Source organism: Flavobacterium cupreum (assembly GCF_003996965.1).
Taxonomy (GTDB): Bacteria; Bacteroidota; Bacteroidia; order Flavobacteriales; family Flavobacteriaceae; genus Flavobacterium; species Flavobacterium cupreum.
The window spans coordinates 113,220-136,690 of sequence record NZ_QWDM01000014.1; the positions used below are offsets into that span (position 1 = coordinate 113,220).

At 35.7% G+C, this 23,471-nt stretch carries 22 protein-coding genes and 1 pseudogene; 8 read left to right on the top strand and 15 right to left on the bottom strand.

From position 1 onward, the window contains the following. The first annotated feature begins 366 nt into the window (after positions 1-366). Positions 367-780, top strand: coding sequence for a thiol-disulfide oxidoreductase DCC family protein (locus D0817_RS19335; RefSeq protein WP_127340007.1), 414 nt, complete (start codon positions 367-369; stop codon positions 778-780). Between the two features lie 302 nt (positions 781-1,082). On the opposite strand, the gene ettA is transcribed toward D0817_RS19335, so the two are convergent. The 4 genes and pseudogenes from ettA to holA form a co-directional block, all read right to left on the bottom strand. Further along, positions 1,083-2,774, bottom strand: a complete 1,692-nt coding sequence (ettA, locus tag D0817_RS19340; protein ID WP_127340008.1) for an energy-dependent translational throttle protein EttA — start codon at positions 2,772-2,774, stop codon at positions 1,083-1,085. Positions 2,775-2,806: 32 nt separating this feature from the next. Next, a pseudogene (locus D0817_RS19345) lies at positions 2,807-3,195 on the bottom strand (four helix bundle protein). 30 nt (positions 3,196-3,225) lie between these two features. Beyond that, entirely contained in the window at positions 3,226-3,408 is a 183-nt protein-coding gene (locus D0817_RS19350) for a CAL67264 family membrane protein (protein WP_035680915.1), read from the bottom strand. Between the two features lie 68 nt (positions 3,409-3,476). Next, positions 3,477-4,481: a DNA polymerase III subunit delta gene (gene holA, locus D0817_RS19355; RefSeq protein WP_127340009.1), complete on the bottom strand. Its 1,005-nt coding sequence runs from the start codon at positions 4,479-4,481 to the stop codon at positions 3,477-3,479. A gap of 95 nt (positions 4,482-4,576) precedes the next feature. Here holA and D0817_RS19360 point away from each other — a divergent pair, with 95 nt between their 5' ends. The 3 genes from D0817_RS19360 to D0817_RS19370 are packed head-to-tail and all read left to right on the top strand — an operon-like array spanning position 4,577 to position 6,932. Continuing rightward, complete coding sequence (locus tag D0817_RS19360; protein ID WP_127340010.1) at positions 4,577-5,026, top strand: type I restriction enzyme HsdR N-terminal domain-containing protein; 450 nt, start codon at positions 4,577-4,579, stop codon at positions 5,024-5,026. Positions 5,027-5,046: 20 nt separating this feature from the next. After that, a complete protein-coding gene (locus tag D0817_RS19365) occupies positions 5,047-6,066 on the top strand; it encodes a glycosyltransferase family 2 protein (RefSeq protein WP_127340011.1) in 1,020 nt (339 codons plus the stop codon). 32 nt (positions 6,067-6,098) lie between these two features. After that, positions 6,099-6,932, top strand: coding sequence for an OmpA/MotB family protein (locus D0817_RS19370; protein ID WP_127340012.1), 834 nt, complete (start codon positions 6,099-6,101; stop codon positions 6,930-6,932). 191 nt (positions 6,933-7,123) lie between these two features. Here the strand turns inward: D0817_RS19370 and D0817_RS19375 are convergent, their stop codons facing one another. The 3 genes from D0817_RS19375 to D0817_RS19385 all read right to left on the bottom strand — a co-directional run bounded on the left by D0817_RS19375 (position 7,124) and on the right by D0817_RS19385 (position 11,084). Beyond that, complete coding sequence (locus D0817_RS19375) at positions 7,124-7,744, bottom strand: L-threonylcarbamoyladenylate synthase (protein WP_127340013.1); 621 nt, start codon at positions 7,742-7,744, stop codon at positions 7,124-7,126. 86 nt (positions 7,745-7,830) lie between these two features. Further along, entirely contained in the window at positions 7,831-10,167 is a 2,337-nt protein-coding gene (locus tag D0817_RS19380) for an ATP-dependent helicase (RefSeq protein WP_127340014.1), read from the bottom strand. A gap of 149 nt (positions 10,168-10,316) precedes the next feature. Further along, positions 10,317-11,084, bottom strand: coding sequence for a sulfite exporter TauE/SafE family protein (locus D0817_RS19385; protein WP_127340015.1), 768 nt, complete (start codon positions 11,082-11,084; stop codon positions 10,317-10,319). A 122-nt stretch (positions 11,085-11,206) separates the two neighbouring features. On the opposite strand from D0817_RS19385, the gene D0817_RS19390 reads away from it, so the two are divergent. Continuing rightward, entirely contained in the window at positions 11,207-11,728 is a 522-nt protein-coding gene (locus tag D0817_RS19390) for a DUF7935 family protein (protein WP_127340016.1), read from the top strand. An 89-nt stretch (positions 11,729-11,817) separates the two neighbouring features. On the opposite strand, the gene D0817_RS19395 is transcribed toward D0817_RS19390, so the two are convergent. Both D0817_RS19395 and D0817_RS19400 read right to left on the bottom strand, forming a co-directional pair. Next, positions 11,818-12,717: a patatin-like phospholipase family protein gene (locus tag D0817_RS19395; protein ID WP_127340017.1), complete on the bottom strand. Its 900-nt coding sequence runs from the start codon at positions 12,715-12,717 to the stop codon at positions 11,818-11,820. 134 nt (positions 12,718-12,851) lie between these two features. Further along, positions 12,852-14,912, bottom strand: coding sequence for a M1 family metallopeptidase (locus tag D0817_RS19400; protein ID WP_127340018.1), 2,061 nt, complete (start codon positions 14,910-14,912; stop codon positions 12,852-12,854). A gap of 66 nt (positions 14,913-14,978) precedes the next feature. Between D0817_RS19400 and D0817_RS19405 the strand changes: the two genes are divergently transcribed. Continuing rightward, positions 14,979-15,749, top strand: a complete 771-nt coding sequence (locus tag D0817_RS19405) for a Dph6-related ATP pyrophosphatase (protein ID WP_127340019.1) — start codon at positions 14,979-14,981, stop codon at positions 15,747-15,749. Positions 15,750-15,796: 47 nt separating this feature from the next. Continuing rightward, positions 15,797-16,486 (top strand): aspartyl/asparaginyl beta-hydroxylase domain-containing protein, encoded by a 690-nt coding sequence (locus D0817_RS19410; protein ID WP_127340020.1) that lies wholly within the window; start codon positions 15,797-15,799, stop codon positions 16,484-16,486. Here the strand turns inward: D0817_RS19410 and D0817_RS19415 are convergent, their stop codons facing one another. Beyond that, positions 16,487-17,029, bottom strand: coding sequence for a DUF1697 domain-containing protein (locus D0817_RS19415; RefSeq protein WP_127340021.1), 543 nt, complete (start codon positions 17,027-17,029; stop codon positions 16,487-16,489). Positions 17,030-17,152: 123 nt separating this feature from the next. After that, complete coding sequence (locus tag D0817_RS19420) at positions 17,153-17,965, bottom strand: hypothetical protein (RefSeq protein WP_127340022.1); 813 nt, start codon at positions 17,963-17,965, stop codon at positions 17,153-17,155. A 532-nt stretch (positions 17,966-18,497) separates the two neighbouring features. Here D0817_RS19420 and recG point away from each other — a divergent pair. After that, a complete protein-coding gene (gene recG / locus D0817_RS19430) occupies positions 18,498-20,606 on the top strand; it encodes an ATP-dependent DNA helicase RecG (RefSeq protein WP_127340024.1) in 2,109 nt (702 codons plus the stop codon). A gap of 319 nt (positions 20,607-20,925) precedes the next feature. On the opposite strand, the gene D0817_RS19435 is transcribed toward recG, so the two are convergent. The 4 genes from D0817_RS19435 to D0817_RS19445 all read right to left on the bottom strand — a co-directional run bounded on the left by D0817_RS19435 (position 20,926) and on the right by D0817_RS19445 (position 23,373). Further along, positions 20,926-21,528, bottom strand: coding sequence for a PAS domain-containing protein (locus tag D0817_RS19435; protein ID WP_127340025.1), 603 nt, complete (start codon positions 21,526-21,528; stop codon positions 20,926-20,928). Between the two features lie 129 nt (positions 21,529-21,657). Further along, positions 21,658-21,834: a hypothetical protein gene (locus D0817_RS25710; protein WP_161568445.1), complete on the bottom strand. Its 177-nt coding sequence runs from the start codon at positions 21,832-21,834 to the stop codon at positions 21,658-21,660. A 51-nt stretch (positions 21,835-21,885) separates the two neighbouring features. Beyond that, a complete protein-coding gene (locus tag D0817_RS19440; protein WP_127340026.1) occupies positions 21,886-22,743 on the bottom strand; it encodes an ATP-binding protein in 858 nt (285 codons plus the stop codon). Positions 22,744-22,773: 30 nt separating this feature from the next. Continuing rightward, positions 22,774-23,373: a TlpA family protein disulfide reductase gene (locus tag D0817_RS19445; protein WP_127340027.1), complete on the bottom strand. Its 600-nt coding sequence runs from the start codon at positions 23,371-23,373 to the stop codon at positions 22,774-22,776. Positions 23,374-23,471: the final 98 nt, after the last annotated feature.

Genomic DNA, 23,471 nt, shown 5'->3' on the forward strand with positions numbered 1-23,471 from the left:
TTGGGTAAAATTAAAATAAAAGCGATTTAAACAAGCATCTGCTTGAGAACTATAAACGAATTTGTAAAATTTAAAAAAATCGCTTAAAACTTATTTATGAAGGTTGTTTTTGATTTGTAAAATCTATGCAAAAAACTATTTTTATAAACAAAACAAATAGTTTTGAAAAAGCTTTTTTAATAAAGCTTTTTTATTTGATGGAAAGATCTGCGCAATCTTGTCATTTCGACGAAGGAGAAATCACAAACGTAATTCGACAAAGACTGATGATTTTTTTTATGGAATAAATGGTGTGATTTCTCCTTCGTCGAAATGACAAACCATGCACACTAGCTTTGAAAAAACCTCGAAAACTTAAATTCAAAAATGAAAGATCTTCCAAAAAACAAAAAAATAATCCTTTTCGACGGAGTCTGCAATTTATGTAATGGCGCCGTTCAGTTTATCATCAAACATGATAAAAAAGACACTTTTAGGTTTCTAGCACTGCAATCGGAATTGGGAATTGAAATTTGTCGGTATATAGGTGTTGATCAAAATAAAATTGACAGTATTATTTTGTATCATCCGGGAATTGCTTATTATTACAAATCTTCCGCTGTTCTTGAAATAGGAAAAGATCTGGGTGGAATTTATAGTTTAGCTTCCGTCTTTAAAATTTTTCCGGAAAGGTTTCGAAATTACATTTACGATTATATTGCTAAAAATCGATACAAATGGTATGGTAAAAAAGAAAGCTGCATGATTCCTACTCCGGAACTGAAGGCAAAATTTCTTTAATTCCAATTTTTTTAAAAATTCCAAATTCCAATTCTTCAACGCGATATTGTCATTTCGAGGAACGAGAAATCTTCGCAAGAAGCCTGAAAAAGATTTGATTTTTGTTGCGGAATTATTCACTAAGATTTCTCGTTCCTCGAAATGACATACTAAACGAAAATATTATTTTGAAAACCTTTTGTGGCGGGATTAGCTTCTAAAATTTAGGCCTGCTAAGTTTTGTATTTACAACAAAAAATCCCAAATTCAACTGATTACAATTGGAATTTGGGATTTTAAAAATTGAAATTTATTAGAAATTATTATCTAATTAACTTTCTGTATTTCAAACGTTTTGGAGTTAAATCACCACCCAAACGTTTCTTTTTATTTTCTTCATATTCAGAAAAACCACCTTCGAAATAATATACTTCAGAATCTCCTTCGAAAGCTAAAATGTGCGTACAAATTCTGTCTAAGAACCATCTGTCGTGCGAAATAATTACGGCACAACCAGCAAAATTTTCCAAACCTTCTTCTAGTGCACGAAGTGTGTTTACATCCAAATCATTCGTTGGCTCATCCAGCAAAAGTACATTTCCTTCTTCTTTCAATGTCATTGCAAGGTGCAAACGGTTACGTTCTCCTCCAGATAACATGGATACTTTTTTATTTTGCTCGCCGCCACCAAAATTGAAACGTGATAAATAAGCTCTTGAATTCACTTGTTTTCCACCCATCATGATTAATTCCTGACCATCGGCAAAGTTTTCCCAAATCGATTTATTTGGATCTATATTAGAGTGTGACTGATCTACGTAAGCGATTTTTACTGTTTCTCCCACTGAAAATTCTCCGCTGTCTGTTTTTTGCTCTCCCATGATCATTTTGAAAATGGTAGATTTACCGGCACCGTTTGGTCCGATAATTCCAACAATTCCGGCTTGTGGTAAAGTGAAGTTCAAATTATCGTACAACAATTTCTCTCCAAAAGCTTTTGCTACATTTTTTGCCTCGATAACATTTGTTCCTAAACGCGGACCATTCGGGATGTAAATTTCCAGATTTTCATCCAGTTGTTTTTGGTCTTCGTTCAATAATTTATCGTAATTCTGTAAACGCGCTTTTTGTTTTGTCTGACGTCCTTTCGCTCCCTGACGAACCCAGTCCAGCTCACGTTCTAAAGTTTTTCTGCGTTTAGAAGCTACTTTCTCTTCCTGTGCCATACGGCTTGATTTTTGGTCTAACCAGGAAGAATAATTTCCTTTCCACGGAATACCTTCTCCTCTGTCCAGCTCTAAAATCCAGCCTGCCACATTATCAAGGAAATACCTGTCGTGCGTTACCGCAATTACAGTTCCTGCGTATTGTGCCAAATGCTGCTCTAACCAAAGTACAGACTCCGCATCAAGGTGGTTGGTAGGCTCATCCAAAAGCAATACATCCGGTTGTTGCAATAACAAACGGCATAAAGCAACACGACGACGCTCTCCTCCTGAAAGGTTTTTAATAGGCGTATCACCTTCCGGAGTACGCAACGCATCCATTGCAATTTCTAATTTGGTATCGATTTCCCAGGCACCAAGAGCGTCAATTTTGTCTTGTAAAGCGGCCTGACGATCCATCAATTTGTCCATTTTGTCCTGATCTTCGTAATTTTCAGGAAGACCAAATAAATCATTAATTTGATTGTACTCTTCTAAAACTGCCATAGTTTCAGCAGCTCCTTCACGCACAATTTCGATAACGGTCTTAGAATCATCCAGAATTGGTTCCTGCTCTAAATAACCTACAGTGTAACCAGGCTGAAAAACAACATCTCCCTGAAAATTTTTATCAACTCCTGCAATGATTTTTAATAAAGAAGATTTTCCTGAACCGTTAAGTCCAAGAATACCAATTTTTGCACCGTAAAAGAAACTCAGGTAAATATTCTTAAGAACCGGTTTATCTGCTCCCTGATAGGTTTTGCTCAATTTCTGCATTGAGAAAATTACTTTCTTATCGTCTGACATATTATGTTTATTGTTATTAGTTTATTGTTAAATTATTTAAATTTAAGTCCTTTGATTTCACAATTCCTTAAATAATTCATCATCGCTCCTATTTTATTTTTTTCTATTTGAGTCATTTCATTTAATCTCAAGTGTTGTTCTTCTGAAATCAACTTTCTATCAAAAGCGCTGTAGGATTGCGATTTTACCACCCCGGCTGAACCTTTTGCAATACTCAAAAATTGGATAAATTCTCTATTTCCATTTCTTTCAAAACCTTCTGTAATATTATCCATTACAGATCCTGAACTTCTGTCGATTTGATCTTTTAGTGAATAATTTGTTTTTAAAGTTGTTGTTTGAATCAATAACTCAACATATTGACATAATTCTCTAGCTTTTTGCCAATTTCTAAATCTTCAAATTTATTTATTTTCGCCACAACAACAAACTACAAACTATAAACAACAAACTAAACTCTCCCTTTCAACGCATTAAAAACCCATGCATTAGCAAAAAAGCCAACACCAACAGCGACAAATCCCCAGCCTGAAACATCTCTGTATCTAAAAGCTCCAAGACCTATAAGTAACAATCCCATAAGTACCATTATAAAAGTAGCCCATCCTAAAACGGTATTTTTATTCATTCCCATAATTGATTAATTAATTTTTGATGTCATTTATTTTTTTCGGAAATGCAAATATCGTGAATTTTCACGGCTTAATTAAATATTTTGTACAGCATTTCTTTTAACAAGTCCGATTGCGATAATGCGTTAGCGCCGACTCCTTTACTTTTTACATCAATATCACGTAGTGCACCCACAATCTGACTCACTTTTCGCATTGGATAATTCTTTACCGCCAAATCGTATTCCTTTAAAAAATAAGGATTTACGCCAATTGCTGCAGCGACATTCTTAGGGTTTTTATCTTTAAGTCCGTGGTATTTCAAAAGCTGGATGAAAAATCCGAAGACTAGTCCTGTTGTCATTACCAACGGGTATTCTTTGGGATTATGTGCAAAATTTTCAGCAATTTTATAGGCTCTCAATTGATTTCTTTCGCCGATTGCCTTACGAAGTTCAAAGACATTATAGTCCTTACTGAAACCTATATTCTCTTCGATATGATTGGGTGTAATCATAGTTCCCTGAGGCAAAATAATCTGTAATTTTTCAAGTTCATTATTAATTTTACTTAAATCAGTGCCTAAAAATTCAACTAACATTGCGTTAGCTTTGGGATCAATGGTATATTTTTTTCCGGCAAGTACCCGTTTGATCCAGTCCCCTACCTGGTTTTCGTATAGTTTTTTACTTTCATAAATTACTCCTTTTTGAGCAAGCAGCTTGGTGACTTTTTTACGTTTATCAAGCGTTTTGTATTTATAACAAAAAACCAAAACCGTAGTTTCCATTGGGTTATTTACGTAAGACTCAATTTTATCAATGGTTCTGGACAAATCCTGTGCTTCTTTTACGATAACAACCTGGCGATCCGCCATCATGGGATAGCGTTTGGCCGTAGAAACGATATCTTCTACAGAAACATCCCTTCCATATAAAACGGTCTGATTAAATCCTTTTTCTTCTTCTGAAAGTACATTCTGTTCTATATATTCAGACAGTTTATCTATATAATAAGGTTCTTCCCCCATTAAAAAATAAATCGGTTTTATATTTCCGGCTTTGATATCGTTAACAATTTTTACAACTTCGTCCATTAAAATTTTGTTTCAGGTTTAAAGTTTCAGGTGCTTGCTTCAATAACTTGAAACTTTAAACCTAAAACTTAAAACCATTTTTATATTTTTGCTTTATGCTTAGATTAAATTTCCCTACTTATACTTTCCGATTCAAAAATAGCGAAAATAAAGTGTCTATTTTTGATGAAATCAGGAAAAAATTTATCATTCTCACCCCGGAAGAATGGGTTCGTCAGCATGTTGTTCATTATTTAATGAATGAAAAAAAATACCCAAAATCTTTGATAAACGTAGAGAAGGTTCTTACGGTCAACGGATTACGAAAAAGGTATGATGTTGTTGTGTTTAATCCTGATGGTTCTATACATATATTAGTAGAATGTAAAGCTCCTGAAGTACGGATTTCACAGGCAACTTTTGACCAGATTGCCCGTTATAACATGACAATGAAGGCACGATTTTTGAATGTCACCAACGGTCTGAATCACTTTTATTGCCAAATGGATTTTGAAAACGAAAAATATCAGTTTTTACAGTCGCTACCGGATTACAGGCAAGTTTAATAAATTATAAAAAAATACTTTTGGATAAAATAGCAGTCGTCATTTTAAATTGGAACGGGGTAAAATTGTTAGAGCAATTTTTACCTTCTGTAATTCAGTTTTCAGCAGAGGCCACCATATATGTTGCGGATAACGCATCAACAGACGATTCTGTAAATTTCGTCAAAGAAAATTTTCCTACGATTAAAATTGTAGAAAACAGCGGTAATCATGGCTTTGCAAAAGGCTACAATGATGCTTTACAACATATCGATGCCGAAATTTATGCTTTGGTTAATTCTGATATTGAAGTAACGGAAAATTGGCTACAACCTATTATTGAAACCTTTGCTCTTGAAAATCAAACTGCCATTATACAGCCTAAAATTCTAGATTTCAAAAATAAGGAATACTTTGAATATGCCGGTGCAGCAGGCGGTTTTATCGATAAATACGGATACCCTTACTGCCGTGGAAGAATTTTTGAAACGATTGAAAAAGACAACGGCCAATATGATGATCATTGTGAATTATCATGGGCTTCCGGTGCCTGCTTTTTTATAAGAAAACAGGTGTATCACGAATTGGGAGGTTTTGATGAAACTTTTTTTGCCCATCAGGAGGAAATCGATTTGTGCTGGCGTGCCCTCAATGAGGGTTACATAATTAAATACAATTCACAATCAACTGTTTATCATGTTGGAGGAGCCACTTTACAGCATGGAAATCCGAAAAAAACATATTTGAATTTCAGGAATTCGTTATTAATGCTTGTTAAAAATCTTCCAAAAAAACGAATGTTTTTTGTTATTTTCACGCGAATGATTCTGGACGGAATTGCAGCGATGCGTTTTGTAACACAGGGAAAATTCCGGCATACTTTTGCCATTTTGAAAGCACATTTTTCATTTTATTGCATATCTTTAAAATATATAAGAAAAAGAAAAGATTTTCAGATACAACAATACTATACCGTAAAAAGTATCGTTTACTTGTATTACATAAAGAAACTGACGGTATTTAAAGAAATCTTTAACAGAATTCAAAATATTAAAAACTAAATTTGTAATCAACGTCTAATTAAATTAAAATTATGAGAAAAATAGTAATTGCACTATCAGTATTAATGGCTTTAACATCGTGCGTTTCTAAAAAGGAATATGCAGCCTTGGAAGCTAAGAACAAAGAGATTCAGGACTTATTAAATTCTTGTACTGTAAAACTTAATTCATGTTTAGAAGAAAAAGCAGGATTGGCAGCTACGGCGGAAAGTTATAAACAACACAACCAGGACTTGATAAGCAGCTCTAAAGACTTAACTGTATTAACTACAAAAGGTGCTGAAAATCTTGAAAAATCTTTAGAAAGTTTAAAAGAAAAAGATTTGAAAATATCGAGATTACAAGACGCTTTAACTAAAAAAGACAGTGTAACGTTAGCTTTAGTTACAAGCTTAAAAGGAGCTGTTGGGATCAACGACCCGGATATCGAAATCAACGTAGAAAAAGGAGTGGTTTTCATTTCTATTGCTGACAAATTATTATTCAAAAGCGGTAGTTATGAAGTAAGTGATAAAGCAAAATCAGTTTTGGCTAAAGTAGCTAAAGTTGTAAATGATAAACCAGATTTCGAATGTATGGTTGAAGGTCACACAGATGATGTTCCTTACAAAAGTAATGGTGTTTTGCTAGACAACTGGGATTTAAGTGTTAAACGTTCGACTTCAATTGTTCGTGTATTAACAAATGATTTAGGTGTTAACCCGGCTAAATTAATTGCAGCAGGTAGAAGTTCATATGTGCCTTTAGTGGCTAATGATTCTGCTGAAAATAAATCACGTAACAGAAGAACACGTATTGTGGTTATGCCAAAAATCGATCAGTTCTATGATATGATTGAAAAAGAAATGAAAAAACAAGCGAAATAAAAAACATTGTTTTCTTTAGTATAAAAACAGAAAAAGCAGGTCTAATGACCTGCTTTTATGTATTCTTAACCTTTTTAATAACCAATTAAATATAAATCAAGAATAGCATTATTTTCAATTAACTAACTAAATTTTAACTGATATTAAAGTTAGGTATTATTTTTTGATTATTATACAATTTCAGTTTTTTTTTACAAAATGTCAATATCCCCTTTTCCTTCTCTCACAATTACAGGTTCATGTTCTGATAAATCGATAATTGTCGAACCTACATTATCCCCGTAACCACCATCAATAACAAGGTCTACCAGATTTTGCCATTTTTCAAAAATCAATTCCGGATCTGTTGTATATTCAATTACATCATCTTCGTCCCGGATTGAAGTTGATACTACGGGATTCCCCAGTTGCCTTACTATTTCCAGAATTATGTTATTATCAGGAACACGGATACCAACGGTTGTTTTCTTTTTAAATTCTTTTGGCAAATTGTTATTTCCGGGTAAGATAAAAGTATACGGCCCGGGTAAAGCTCTTTTTAAAATCTTAAAAGTAGACGTATCAATCTGACGTACGTAATCTGATAAATTACTTAAATCATGGCAGATAAACGAGAAATTTGCTTTCTCCAGTTTTACGCCCTTGATTTTTGCTATTTTTTCCAAAGCCCTCGAATTGGTAATATCACAACCTAATCCGTAGACCGTATCTGTTGGATAAATTACCAGTCCCCCATTCTGAAGCACTTTTACCACCTTTGCAATTGCAGCTTCACTAGGTTTATCGGGATATATTTTTATAAATTCGGCCATTTTTTTTGTTTAAAAGTTTAGTTTGTTTCAGGTTTCCTGTTTCAAGTTAGTTAAAACAACCTGAAACACGAAACTTAAACATTATTTTATCCTACAACATCCAGTTTAGCAAATCGCAAAAGAAGTTTTTTAATGCCCCCGACTTCAAATTTGATTTCAGCTTTTTTATCAGGTCCGACGCCCTCAAGATTAACCACTTCGCCTTTACCAAAACGCTCGTGCATTACGATATTGCCGACAGTCAGTTTATTGTCAAATAAATTGGGAGCACCGGCATTTGGATTGGTACCTGCAACCGGTTTTAATTTTCGGATATTCAAATCCGGCTTCGGTTCGTTGTCTGTTATATATTTAGGCGGAGTTCCTCCTACCGGTTTTGCCAGTCGCAGTTTCGATTTGTCAATATCACCAAAAATATCGCTGTCGATCATGGGCTTATAGCGATAGTTGCTTTCGGCCGGCGTTAAATATTCTAAATATTGCGGGTCAATTTCTTCTACAAATCGTGATGGTTCACTGTCTGTCAGTTTACCCCAGCGGTATCGTGATTGTGCGTATGTCAGATAGGCTTGGTGCTCCGCACGGGTCAGTGCCACGTAAAACAAACGTCTTTCTTCTTCCAGTTCACTTCTTGTGCTCATACTCATGGCACTCGGAAACAGATCTTCCTCCATTCCGACTACAAAAACATGAGGGAATTCCAGTCCTTTTGCCAAGTGAATAGTCATCAAAGCGACACGATCTTCATCGGTTGTGTCTTTATCCAAATCTGTTGCCAGCGCTACGTCTTCCATAAATTCAGACAAAGCCCCTCTTGCGCCATCAATTTCTTTTTGACCCTCCGTGAAATCTTTTATACCGTTTAAAAGTTCTTCGATATTCTGGATCTTAGCCATTCCTTCGGGAGTAGCATCTTTTTTAAGCTCCTGAACCAGTCCGGTTTTTTTAGCGACGTAATCGGTAATGTAAAAAGCATCCTGATTCTGATCTATAACCTGAAAACTCTGGATCATGGTTACGAAATCGTTTAGCTTTTGTTTTGTTCCCGAATTCAGTTTCAGGTCAATTTTATCAATGTTGACCATTACTTCCCAAATCGATCTTTTGTAATGATTGGCGGCAATAGTCAGTTTTTCAACTGTGGTATCCCCAATTCCACGTGCCGGATAATTGATCACACGAATTAATGCTTCTTCATCTTTCGGGTTAATCACCAAACGCAGATAACACAATACATCTTTGATTTCCTTGCGCTGATAGAAAGACAAACCTCCGTAAATTCTATACGGTATGTCCCGTTTTCTCAATGCATCCTCCATGGCACGCGATTGCGCATTGGTACGATATAAAATAGCGAAAGAACCATTGTGCAATTGATTCTGCATTTTCTGCTCGAAAATTGTGCTGGCCACAAAACGGCCTTCTTCGGCATCTGTAAGGCTTCGGTGAATTTTTATTTTTGGACCAAAATCATTGGCTGTCCAAACAATCTTATCTAATTTGGTTTTATTATGATCAATAATAGTATTTGCAGCTTCTACAATATTTCGTGTTGAGCGATAATTTTGCTCCAGTCGAAAAGTTTTTACGCCTTCGTAATCTTTCTGGAAATTCAGAATATTATTGATATTCGCCCCACGGAACGCATAAATACTCTGCGCATCGTCTCCTACCACACAAATATTCTGAAATTTATCTGATAAAGCCCTAACAATCAAATATTGCGAATGATTGGTATCCTGGTACTCATCCACCAGAATATAGCGGAAACGGTTTTGATATTTGGATAAGACTTCCGGAAAACGGGTTAGCAATTCGTTGGTTTTCAATAACAAATCATCAAAATCCATCGCTCCGGCTTTAAAACATCTGTCGACATACTGCTGGTAAATTTCTCCTAACCTCGGTTTTTTCGCCATTGCATCTGCCTCTTGCAGTTCCGGATTATTGAAATAGGCTTTCACCGTAATCAAGCTGTTTTTATAACTTGAAATCCTGCCTAAAACATGCTTTGGCTTGTACACATCACGGTCCAGCTGCATTTCTTTTATAATAGAAGAAATCAGTCGCTGGGAATCCTGAGAATCATAAATGGTAAAATTGGAAGGATATCCCAAATGTTCTGATTCTGACCGCAATATACGGGCAAAAATCGAGTGAAATGTTCCCATCCAAAGATTTTTTGCTTCAGCCGGTCCCACGATATCAGAGATCCTGTGCTTCATTTCACGAGCTGCCTTGTTCGTAAAAGTAAGCGACAAAATATTAAAAGCATCAACACCCTGATGCATCAAATACGCAATTCTGATGGTTAAAACACGTGTTTTTCCCGAACCTGCACCAGCAATAATAATCATTGGCCCGTCTTTTTGTAAAACGGGTTCTCTTTGTGCTTCGTTTAGCTGGTCAATATATTTATGCATGAATTTTTTTCTGTTTATGCAAAAATAAGAATTAAAGATGGAAAAAGAAAGTGACTAAGTAGCTATGATGAAGATACTGAGACACTAAATTTTAAATAGTGTCCAAAAACAAAAAAACGCAACAGTCATACCACTTATAAGGCGCTAACTTACTTATAAAACACATCGTAGGCAAAACGGATCAAAGTACCGATCACTACCACTAAAAAGAAAATCCTGATAAAACCGTTTCCTTTATTGATTGCCAATTTGGCGCCCATCCAGCCCCCAAGTGCATTGCTTGCTGCCATGGGCAGTGCAATGGCCCATATTATTTTTCCTTTAAAAATAAACAGACAAATCGAACCGAAATTCGTTGCCAGGTTAACCATTTTAGCATTCGCGGAAGCATGCAGAAAATCAAAACCCATTATTGCAATGAAAGCCACTACCAAAAAACTTCCTGTTCCGGGTCCGATAAATCCATCATAAAAACCAACGACCATGCTAATTGCCACAGCATATAAAATTTGTGTTTTAGCAGCATGTTCCTTAACAACATGCTGTCCGAAATTTTTCTTTGCATAGGTGTAAATCAGCAAAAGCGACAGCACCACCAACAAGAGCGGTTTCATAAAATCATTACTTACATAGGTCAATAAAGTAGATCCCAGAAAAGCAGACGGAACTGCAAGAAACATCATAATCAATAATAATTTCCATTGAATCACCACCTTTTTCAGGTATTGAAAAGCAGCGAAAGCCGTTCCGCTGAAGGCAGGCAATTTTAAAGTTCCGATCACCGTAGAAACCGGTAAATTAGGCAATAAAATCAATCCCATTGGGGTCTGAATCAGTCCGCCGCCTCCCACTATGGCATCAATAAATCCTGCTGCAAAAGCAGCTAAACAAAGTAAAATAATGATGTATGATTCCATTTCTGTTGTTTATCGGTAGGTTTGAAGAACTGTGCACAAAAGTAGAATTACATTTTGTTATTACAATAATTTTAAAGCGGATTTCTCGTCAAAAAGTATATTTTTGTTGAAAAATTACTAAAATGGATTTTACAAGAATTATAGAATTAGCAAGTTATACTTTACCAGCCATTGTTACCGGATTTGTGGCCTACAGTTTTTTTGAATTACATATTAAAAACAACGACAGAAAGCGTGCTTTTTTGTTGAACAAACAAGCGCACAGTGAATCGCTGCCCATTCGTTTACAGGCTTACGAGCGTATGACTTTGTATTTAGAGCGCATCAACTTAACGAAACTGCTAATCAGGATTGCTCCCATTTCCAACGAAAAGCATGATTACGAAAATTTTGTAATCGATCAGATCGAACAGGAATTCGAACACAATCTTACCCAGCAGATTTATATGTCTGATGAATGCTGGACTATTATTACAACTGCAAAAAACTCTACCATACAAATTATTCGTAAAGCGGCTATGAGTGAACGCGTTGACAGTGCGGATAAATTGCGTGAAGTAATTCTGAATGATTTATTAGAGAAACAATCTCCAAGTAATGCTGCTTTGGGATATATCAAAAATGAAGTAGCTGAATTGTGGTAACCTTTACTGGCACTTAAAACAAATGCACTTTTTTATAAGTGAAAAAGCAGGCATTCCAATTGATTGATTACCTGCTTTTTTATTTTAAATTACTTGTTGTCACTCATAATTTCGGACTTATTCTGTGCATATTCATACCCCTGCTCCCACCATTCTTTCATGACTTCCTTATTAAAAATTAAAGCATTATTGGTAAGTTTTGTGGGCGTGTAGTATAAGTTAAGTTTCACATTCTTATTGTTTGCCATAAGTTTTCCAATAGCAATATCGTGTTTTTCTACCTGATTCAGGGCAATCCGGAACAAATCGATCATTAATGAAAACGGATTTTTGCCAATAACCATTTTATCCATATTGACTTCGGTTTCCAAAACAATGACATCAATTTCGGTCGCGCCGCGATTGATAGCTTCGCGAATAGGTACCAGACTAGAAAAACCACCGTCCCCGTATTCATAATTATTTTTGGTCACCAGGCTCATAAACGGAATGTAGTTACTCGAAATCCAGGTCCAGTCACAGAATTCATCGTAGGTACAATCTTTCACCGATTTATATTCTGCTTCGTTTTTGGTTAAGTTCGTAACCGTGACAACAACATCAGATTTGAGTTTTTTCAATTTATTAAAATCTGATATCGAAAAATTATTCTTAATATATTTCTGCAAACCTTTACTTTCACCAAAGGTTCTTTTTCCCTTGAAAAACTGACGTATAACATTAAAATGGTTGATCGTCACTATATCAATCCCATCTTTTATCTTAACAACAAAAGGACAAATATTAAAGATTTTAGACATGGTAACATTGGTATAGACCCAGTGGATTTTTTTAATATGCCCAAGAGCCAAATGCGGAATTAATAAACTTCCGGTTGAAGTTCCTAAAAAGAGATCGTACTCCTGTTTTCTTTCTTCTATTAAATATTGTGCAACCCCGCCAGCAAATGCTCCTTTACTACCTCCGCCAGAAATAACCAATGCTCTCATAAATTTATTGTGTTTTTTTTTTAGAATATAGAGAATGGAGCATAGAAAATAGACTTAAAGCATTGCCTAAATTCTTTCTTCCCAAATCTTTTATCTATATTCTATAATCTATATTCTATAATCTATACTCAATTCTACTCCCCTAACAACCGCTTCAACTGAAACTGCTCATCGGGGGTCAAATTAGGCAAAATTCTTTCAAACGAAGCACGCATTTCTGAATTTTTTAATAAGCTGCGTATGGAATCCCTGCCGTATTTTGAAAATTGCCACATATGGTGCGTTGTTGCGTTTACAAGGTTTATTAAAACGGCATCGTTTGTCAGTTTAAAGGCAATTAGCTTTTCCAATGCATTTTGTCGGGTTGTGGCCTCATATTTCGTCGAAGAAAAAGACACCAATTCAGAGATTAAAGCTGGCGGATCCTCACTGTAATTGGGTGTTGATAATGCCAGCGAAAGCCATAACGTACGCAGATTGTAATCGTTAAAACCAATCCAGTTTTTAGATTTATTTAAATACGCTGTTCGGTGCTCCGGAAAATTTCTCCATAAATTAAACAATGCAATTTCCTGCGTCTGGTACGATTTATCGTCCAGTAAAGTTTCATACTCTATTCTGAAATCCTCGGGAATCTCGCTAAAATTATCTGCAAGAGCCTGACGGATCTGTACATTATTCGTGTGCAATGCGAGAAGCAGCAAATCCTTTTTTAATTCATATTTCTCATTTTGAATCTGATCAGCAATCGCTTCTTTTACAGTATGGTAAACATCCGAATGTAAAGTCTTCATTAAAAAATCCTTTTTCTCTGCAAATGGTGTTTTTTTCAATTGATCAACTTCCAGTCGAATCTGAATTGCTTTGTTTTTACTCAGTAAAGCATTGGCTGTCGGGGTATCAAATACAACAGATTCCAGCCATGTTTTTTGAAATTTATCCAGATCAAAACTGGAGACCTTTTTTATTTCATCAAAGAAATCCTGAGTATTCACGGATTGATAAGCATATTTTTTCAAATAACTTTTTATGGCTTTTTTGAATGCCTTATCGCCTATCGATTCGTGTAAGACAAATAATGCCCATGCCCCTTTTTCATAAAAAGTCAAGGAACTGGCTTTCGCATTCAAAACCGGAATATAATCAGTCCGTGAGGCAAATTTCAGCTGCTGGGCCGTTTCATATAATCTCGAATAAAAGTAATCGTCTCCAAAAATATCCCTTTCAGCCAACAAAGCATAATAGGTTGCAAAACCTTCCTGCAGCCAGTGATGCCTGCTGCTTTCGGCAGTGATCAGATCTCCAAACCAATGGTGTGCCAATTCATGCGCATCAACATTGGTGTACTTTCGATCTGTAAAACCTGTTGAATCTACTACATAGCGGGTTGTAAAAAGCGTTGAAGTTGTATTTTCCATTCCGCCATACAGGAAATCGCGAACCGGAATTTCCCTGTAAATTTTCCATGGATATTTCACTCCGATTTCTTTTTCCAGAAAGTCAAAAATGCGCTTAGAATAACGGTAAGTCGGTTCAAAACAATCCTTGTCTTTATTTTCTAAGTAATATTCTAACGGAATTTTGGTTTTTGAACTAAATACTGTTTTATCAAATTTACCGACAGCAAGCATCAGCAAATAAGAACTCATGGGCTGTTCCATTTGATATTGCCAGTTTACCTGATTGTTGTTTTCAGTTTTATCCTTTAAAACACCATTTGAAATAACCTGATAACCTTTATCATAACTGATTTGTAAATTGAAAATCAGTTTCTCATTCACATCATCAAAACTCGGAAACCAATTACTGGTATACCTTCCCTGACCCTGCGTCCAGATCTGAACGTCTTCATTTTCAATACCAACGAAATATAAAGCCTGTTTCGGTTTAACCGAGTAATCAAAGCTTAAACGATTTTTACCCTTTTGAAAATGAGAAATGATTTTCAATTCTTTACCTGTATTTAAAAAAGCTATTTCTTTTCCATCGACTTTCACCTTAGTAAATTCCATGTTTTTGGCATCAATTTTAATTGTATCCGTGGGCTGTAAAGCATCAAAATCATATACAACAGATCCGGAAACCGATTTTTCTTTGGCATTTAACAGCAATTGTCCCGAAACTGATTTAAAATCAACATAATGAGTTTGTTGTGCAAAAACGAAGCTAGTGATGAGGAGAAAGATGTATTTCATTGAAAATTAATTTGGGCAGAAATCCAAAGTTACAAAGGTTTGACCAACAAATCGAAGGAAATTTGTATGTTTACAATAGAAAACTATCAGAACGTGTTAAAACCAATCAAAGCCTTATTTAACTGGAGCAGTGGGAAAGATTCCGCACTGACCCTGTACAAAATTTTACAAAATCCGGATTATAAAATTGAATATTTGCTCACAAGTGTCAACCAAAAATTTCAGCGGATTTCGATGCACGGTGTTCGCGTGGAGCTGCTTGAAGCCCAGGCCAAAAGCATTGGTTTACCACTAAAAATCATGCAGGTTCCCGAGATGCCCACCATGGAAGTATATGAAAGGGTAATGACCGAAACCTTAACTGAACTTAAAAATGAAGGAATTACCCATTCTGTTTTTGGAGATATTTTTCTGGAAGATCTTCGGAAATACAGGGAAACACAACTGGCAAGAATAGATTTTCAGGGTGTTTTTCCCATTTGGAAGATTCCGACCGGCGAATTGATTCAGGAATTCCTTCAGTTGGGCTTTAAAACGATTGTGGTCTGCGTGAACGAACGTTATCTGGACAAAAGTTTTGTCGGCCGCGTCATTGATGCCGATTTTATAAAGGATTTGCCTGAAAATGTAGACGTATGCGGAGAAAATGGTGAATTTCATACCTTTACATTCGATGGCCCTGTCTTTTCCAAACCGGTAGCTTTTGAAACCGGAGAGATTGTTTACCGTAAATACGAACGGCCAGAAAGCGAAGAGTCATCAGATACAGCTTGCGATACCAGTGCCACCGATGCTTTTGATTTTGGATTCTGGTATTGCGATTTGATTCCGAAATAAGATACTGATTTTCCGATATTTTATCAACATTATTTAAAGCAAAAAATATGGATACATTAATACGTTTTATCAAATTTCCGATTTCTTTTGATGTGGCTAAACTCAAAAGTGATCTTTCCGGGATAATGAGTAAAAACTGGGTTGATCATTATAATAAAAATGATTATACCGGAAAATGGACCTCCGTTGCCCTGATGTCTCAGGATGGAAAATCGGACAATATTTTTGCCTTAGCTAGTGGTGATGCTCAAATGAGGAATACTGAAATTTTAGATTCCTGTGGATATTTTAAAGAAATTCTGGACAATTTTCACTTCGAAAAAACCGCGGTAAGACTGCTGCAACTTGCTGCCGGAGCTGAAATCAAACCCCATTCGGATCATTGCCTGGGATATGAAGACGGTTCGTTCCGGTTGCATATTCCAATCATTACCAATCCGGATGTTGAATTTATCCTTGACGGAAAAAGGCTGACTATGAACGAAGGGGAATGCTGGTATATTGATGCCAATTTTACCCATTCGGTTGCGAACAGAGGAAATCAGGACCGGATTCATCTGGTAATTGATGGCGTACGAAATGACTGGACCGATGCCTTATTTTATAAGGAAGCAGCCGAAAATCAATTTGTAAAACCTGGGATGACAATGAGTGAAGAGCAGAAATTATTGGTGATTGCGGAGTTAAAACGCATGAACACCACTGCCTCAAATGAATTGATTAAAAATTTGCAATAATTACTCCTCGTACATCTTTAACAGATTCGTAACCGTATTCCAGTTTCTGATCGTCGCCGTAACATTTAGTTTTTTCTCGATATATTTCTGGTCAAATCGTGTTTTTCCAGCACCCACGGCATATTTAATAAATATTCTGTTCCCGTCAATACTCGCTTCATCAGGTTTAAACTGACTGATTTTCAAGTCATTTATGTTTTCACTTTTCAAAGCAATGGAGACAAATGCAACATACAGCTTTTTCGTATCTAAATCTTTTTCCTTTAAGTACGGACTGTTTTTAAAACAAGCTTCCAGATCTTCTTTCGTAATTACAATCGTAGGAACTTCATGTCCGAAAACCTTAAAAATTTCCTGTTTGATCATGAACCCTACTTTCGAAGCGCTTTCTTCTTCTGAATCCACAAACACATTGCCGGATTGCAGGTACGTTCTGACGTTTTGAAAACCGATATTTTCAAGCATAAGTTTTAAGGCTTCCATTTTCATCATATTGTGACCGGAAACGTTGATGCCGCGTAAAAGTGCCAGATGTGTTGTCATTTCTTTTAAAATTTTATTCAAAGATAAAGATTCAGTTGCAATAAAAACCGAAGCAGTTCAAAGTCCGTATCAATTAAACCGGAATCCGCTAACTGTTCTATAATTTACTTCAGGATAAAAACCCTATTTACAGTCTCTTTCAAACAAGGAAGCGATATGGTCTGCATCATAAGTAAGTTCAAAAGACATCCCTGATTCATCTGCTAACGTATATTCATTATTAGTAAAAGTGTAATCCATAATTTTTAATGTGGTATAATTATTTTTTGAAAAGGCATTAAACAGGGCGCCGTTTATAAAAAATTTCCCTTTTAAAAGATTCTCGGAAGTATCGTAATTTAAAAACAAATATTCCCTTTTTCCCGTAATCGCATTACTGAAAAAATCATACTTAATCTGCTCAATTTTAATCAGGTTACCAGCGGATAAAGTAAAGGTTCTATAGACTTTTCCATCTATTTTTTCTTTTATTTCATTGCTGTTATATTCATAGGTATACACTACCGGATCTAATTTTATGGGATATATTTTGGTTACCTTTCTGCTTACTAAAATTCCTTTATTTAAAGTAAATTCTTTTTGATAGGGCCTCGCATCCGAATTCGCAGAGTAATCCACTTTGATCGTATTGTTATCGTAGGCAACTAAATCTTCAACGTCATTTGACAGCACCCATTTCCTAAGGTTATTCCCATCCGGCATATATAACAATCCTCCTTTTACTTTAGTAATACGGTTTTGACTGTCATACTCAAAGTTTATTTTGCCTGAAAAATTGGAATTATAGGCGTCGTCCGGAAACGTTATATCATCATAATAAAAACCAGTTATTTTGGCACTGACCAGTCTGCATTCTTTATCCTTGTTATTTTCGGTATCACTGGAGCACGCTGCGGAAATAACAGCAATTATTACGAGCAAGATATTTTTTTTCATTGATGAATTGTTTTCTTAAAATTTCAGCAAATATATTCTTTTGCAGTAAGTATCTCTACTCTATTTGCTACTTTTAATTTCTTTTCCAAACAAGCACATTTTCAAAATTCCCAATTAAAATCTATCTTCGCAGAAAGAGAAGCAAGAGTAAAGAGTAAAGAGTAAACAATATAGAATATAGAATATGGAATAGAGAATATAGAATATAGAATATAGAATAGAGAATATAGAATAGAGAATATAGAAGCAAGAACCTCGAAGCAAGAATCTGGGAGGTAGGATTATTGAAGAAAGAAAATAGAAACAAGAGGATTGATTATTATTAGCGTGTAGTCCCCATTATTTCTTTACTCTTTACTCTTTACTCTTTACTCTTTACTCTTTACTCTTTACTCTTTACTCTACATTCTATACTCTATATTCTATACTCTATCTTCTATACTCTATCTTCTATACTCTATCTTCTATACTCTATTTTCTATAATCTATACTCTATTTTCTAAAATCAAAAAAGAGACCCAATCTAAAAAAAATGTCTAATAATCTCCTTGAAACCCCAATCGAATACTTAAAAGGTGTTGGCCCGAGTCGTGGTCAGCTGCTTCGTAAAGAATTGGGAATTCATAAATATGGTGATTTAATTAACTTTTTTCCGAATCGGTACATTGACAGGACTCGTTATTATAAAATAAACGAACTTCAAAATACAGGTTCAGAAGTGCAGCTGATTGGAAAAATAATCAATATAAAAACGGTTGAATTTGCTAAAAACAAAAAACGGCTGGTCGCCACTTTCGTAGATGAAACCGGAGCACTTGACCTCAATTGGTTTCAGGGACATAAATGGGTCCGCGAAAGTCTTAAACTGAATGAACCTTGCGTTATTTTTGGAAAATGTTCCCTTTATGGAAGCCAGTTCAGCATGGCGCATCCTGAAATTGAACTGCTGAGCGAACACGAAAAAAGCCTTCGTTCTGCCATGCAGCCTGTTTATCCTTCAACAGAAACCCTGACCAATCGCGGTATTTCGAACCGGACAATCAATAAATTAATGGAACAATTATTTATTGAAACCCAGGCTTTGTTTACCGAAACGTTTCCTTCTTATTTAATTGAAGAATTAAAACTGATTTCCAAAAAAGCAGCTTTATTCAATATCCATTTTCCGAAAAGTACTGAGGCCTTATCAAAAGCACAGTTTCGTTTGAAATTTGAAGAATTGTTCTTTATTCAACTGCAATTAATTACCAAAAATCTCATTAGGAAACACAAAATTAAGGGACATCCCTTTACTAAAGTCGGTGAACTTTTTAATGACTTTTACCAGAATCATTTGCCGTTTCAATTGACAAATGCCCAAAAAAGAGTGATCAAAGAAATTCGTTCCGACATGGGTAGTAATGCCCAGATGAACCGTTTACTGCAGGGAGATGTAGGATCGGGAAAAACCATTGTGGCTTTTATGAGCATGCTTCTGGCCATTGACAACGGTTTTCAGGCCTGTCTGATGGCACCTACGGAAATTCTGGCCAATCAGCATTTCATTGGGTTATCGGAACTGGCTCAAACTTTAGGCATCAACATTAAGATCCTCACAGGTTCCACCAAAACAGCAGCGCGGAAAATTATACATGAAGAGCTTGAAAACGGAAGTTTACATATTTTAATTGGTACGCACGCTTTACTGGAAGATAAAGTGAAATTTCAGAATTTAGGGCTATCCGTAATCGATGAGCAGCACCGGTTTGGCGTAGAGCAGCGTTCTAAATTGTGGAAAAAAAATGATATTCCGCCACATGTCCTGGTCATGACCGCCACGCCGATTCCGAGAACGCTGGCCATGAGTTTGTACGGTGATCTGGATATTTCTGTTATAGATGAACTGCCGCCGGGCAGAAAACCGATTCAGACCGTACACCGATTTGACAGCAATCGCCTCAAAGTATGGAAATTCCTGCGTGACGAAATTGCGCTCGGCAGACAGATTTATATTGTTTATCCGTTAATTCAGGAATCCGAAAAAATGGATTACAAGGATTTAATGGACGGGTATGAAAGTATTTCACGTGATTTTCCGTTACCGCAGTATTCTATTTCAATTTTGCACGGAAAAATGAAACCAGCGGATAAAGATTCCGAAATGAAACGATTTTCTGAAGGCAAAACCAATATCATGGTAGCCACAACCGTTATCGAAGTTGGTGTAAATGTTCCGAACGCGAGTGTCATGATTATCGAAAGTGCCGAACGTTTTGGGCTATCTCAGTTACATCAGTTGCGTGGCCGCGTAGGCCGTGGAGCCGAACAAAGTTATTGTATACTGATGACGAGTCATAAATTGAGCGCCGACAGCAAAACCCGAATGGAAACTATGGTAAGTACCAATGATGGTTTTGAAATTGCCGAAGTCGATCTTAAACTTCGAGGCCCAGGAGATTTGATGGGAACGCAGCAAAGCGGGGTTTTAAACCTTCAAATTGCAGATATTGTCCGTGATCGAGATATTCTGTCATTAGGCAGAAATTATGCCCTGAAAATCCTCAAAGAAGATCCCGCCCTTCAAAAACCCGAACATGCCGTCCTGAAAGCTGTTTTCATCGAACTGACAAAGAAAAAAAATATCTGGAATTATATTAGTTGATTTTATAAGGTGCAGAGGGACAAAGTTTTTAAGGTGCTGAGCTGCTAAGGTTCTGAGTAATTCAGATAAAAAAGTTAGTTAACTCTCTAAAGCTATCATTTCATAAAAGACATCCGGCATTATCTCATTATCCAATTATCCAATTATCTAATTATCCAATTATCTAATTATCCAATTAAAAAAAACACTCCAAAGTATCATCTTAAACACTCGTTATTTAAGTCTAAAACAGTCTCTATTAAATTAGTAAGCTTGATAGATTTGGGGCTAAAAGGCTTTTCCTGTCTAGAGCTGATACGATGGAGTTTTTTTTTATAATTTATTTTTTAGATGAATTTTTCTTTTCGAAAAAACCATTAAAAAAACCTTTACTTACTTTGTTTTTATCATCTTTTCCTGTTGCCACCAGATGATCAACGTATTCCATATACGTTTTTTTCCGTTCTTCTAAAAATCCGATCAGATACTCTTCAGAAGCATGAACGCCACTCGCCTCTTCAATATGGATTAGTTTTTTATATAATGGTTCTATAAATTTTACGATGATTTCGTCCGGAACCGATTTTCTGGTTCCAAAGTAACCCACAATTTCTCCATCGGTATCTGAGATAATTTTAAAATCTGTGATTACCCAATAGTACCTGCCTGTTTTGGACATGTTTTTAATGATAGCATGAATGTTCTGGCTAGATTTGATACTATCCCATAAAAACTTAAAAATAACTTTTGGCATATCGGGATGGCGGATAATATTATGAGCGTGTCCGATCAGTTCGAATTCATCATAACCGGATACATCGATAAAAGCTTCATTCGCATACAAAATGGTTCCTTTTGTATCTGTTTTACTTAATAACACTTTGGTTTTATTCCAATCAACTTCTCTGTCTGATGGCGTCGGGCGGGTAATTCTGGTATCCATAAATCTTGTATTTTAAAATTAATATGCAATTTCAGTGCTGCATAAAATGGTCTTTGCTTCTTAAAAATTATTCTAATTATGCTTATTTTAATAGTGTCAGTATATCCTTTATTTTCTTAAAAACAGGTTCTAATTCGTCTTCCAGCCAATCGGGTAAAGTGGCATCATTGCCACTTCTTTTCCGAACTCATTATCGGCTCCAATTTTCTCAAAGGAACTCAGGGCCGCATCTTTCAGGAAGAAATCAAAAGATTTTTTTAACGAATCCAGTGCTGCAGTGGTTAGTTCAAAATCATGTTTCGACATAAAATCTCTTTTAAGTTATAATTGATAAAGTATTCTAATACAACCCAAACCTTAATTCGAAACCCGGTTGGCTGATTTACCGTGGATATCATTCACCAAATCATCAATTTTCTTGGCACTTTCCCGCATCATTTCCAGATAAGTCAGCAGTTTATCATTGTCTGTATGTCCTTTGGAAACATCAATAAGTTTCAATACAGAATTGACAGGCAATTTTAAATCCTGCGCCGTTCTGTAAACAAAAACATTAAACTCGTTATTGGCCGATAAGGAACTGTACTTTGCCGAAGCTAATTTGATATTTTCCAATTCATACTCATCCGAAATTTTAGAAATATGATTATGACTGTGTTCCTTAAAATAATACGCCCAGTAGCCATTCATAAAAAATACAACTGCCGCCAGCACAACATGAATAATAAGCGTTTCAAAATCAAAATTTACCTGGGAAAAATACAATTGCAGCCCTTTTGGATCCGTGTAAACGAAATTTTGCATATACGCCAAAGCAGCATGATGAAGTACGACAAGGAACGTAAGCGGAATTTGGAGTTTCCAGTTTTGATAGATAATCAAAATCGTACTGGCAATAAAGACCGTGAAATGCATTTCGAACAAACCGTGCATCTGATAAATATATTGCGCCATAAAAATGGCAAGGACCACAGACAAAACATACTGGTAAAAATTCGATTTTTTAACAAAGAATTTAGCCGAATAATACAATAGTACATTAATCGTTCCTACTCCTACTCCAATTTCAAAAGTATCATACTTAAAAGCCAATGCAATTCCGAAAAGAAAATAGATGGCCAGAACATAATTAATAATAGTATCCGATTTTTGTGTCATAGTCGACGTAAAACTGTGCAAATAGTCTTGTTCATTCAAACTGGCTTTTGTTTTCATAATTTTAGGTAATTTAGGTTAAGGTTAGGTTTATTTAGTGCATTTTGGTAACGAACATCCATAAGCTCTGAGCGCTAAAGCATCAAACGAAGGGGTCTTGGTTTGTTCTAACAAAGAAACAATAGCCATCTGGGCATAATTACTGTCGGCATTAGTGCAATATCTGGTTTTATTGTAGTTTCCTCTGTAATATAAGTGCTGCGAAGGATCGATTATAACCGCTTGCGGAGTGGAGAAAACACCACACTTTTTTGCCATGGCGCTATCAAAGTAAACGGGTAAGGCTGCACCAAATTTTTTCTGGATCTCGTCAATCGTAAAATTTTTATCATTATGAAGTACGACAATCTTAAAGTTGATTCGATCACCATATTTTTTTATTAAACCGCTCACATGAGGTATATTGAATCGGGAACAAGGGCAATCCGGATTGAAAAAATGAATAAAAACAGGTTTATTATTTGTGGCCCAGCATTTTCCCAAATCAATTCTGGAACCCATGGCAACTTTATGATAGTTTTGCGGAATCGGAGTCGGCAAACTGTATTTGAATTCGTTTTGCCAGAATAAAAACAAAATTGCGAAGAGCAAAAGTGAAAACCATAAGCCCAAAAGTATTTTTTTCGCCATAAACAGCAGTTTTAAGTACGTTACACGAATAATGCATAAACAATTGTTAATTAATAAATGTGGTATATCATTAATTTTAACTGACAAACAAATAAAAA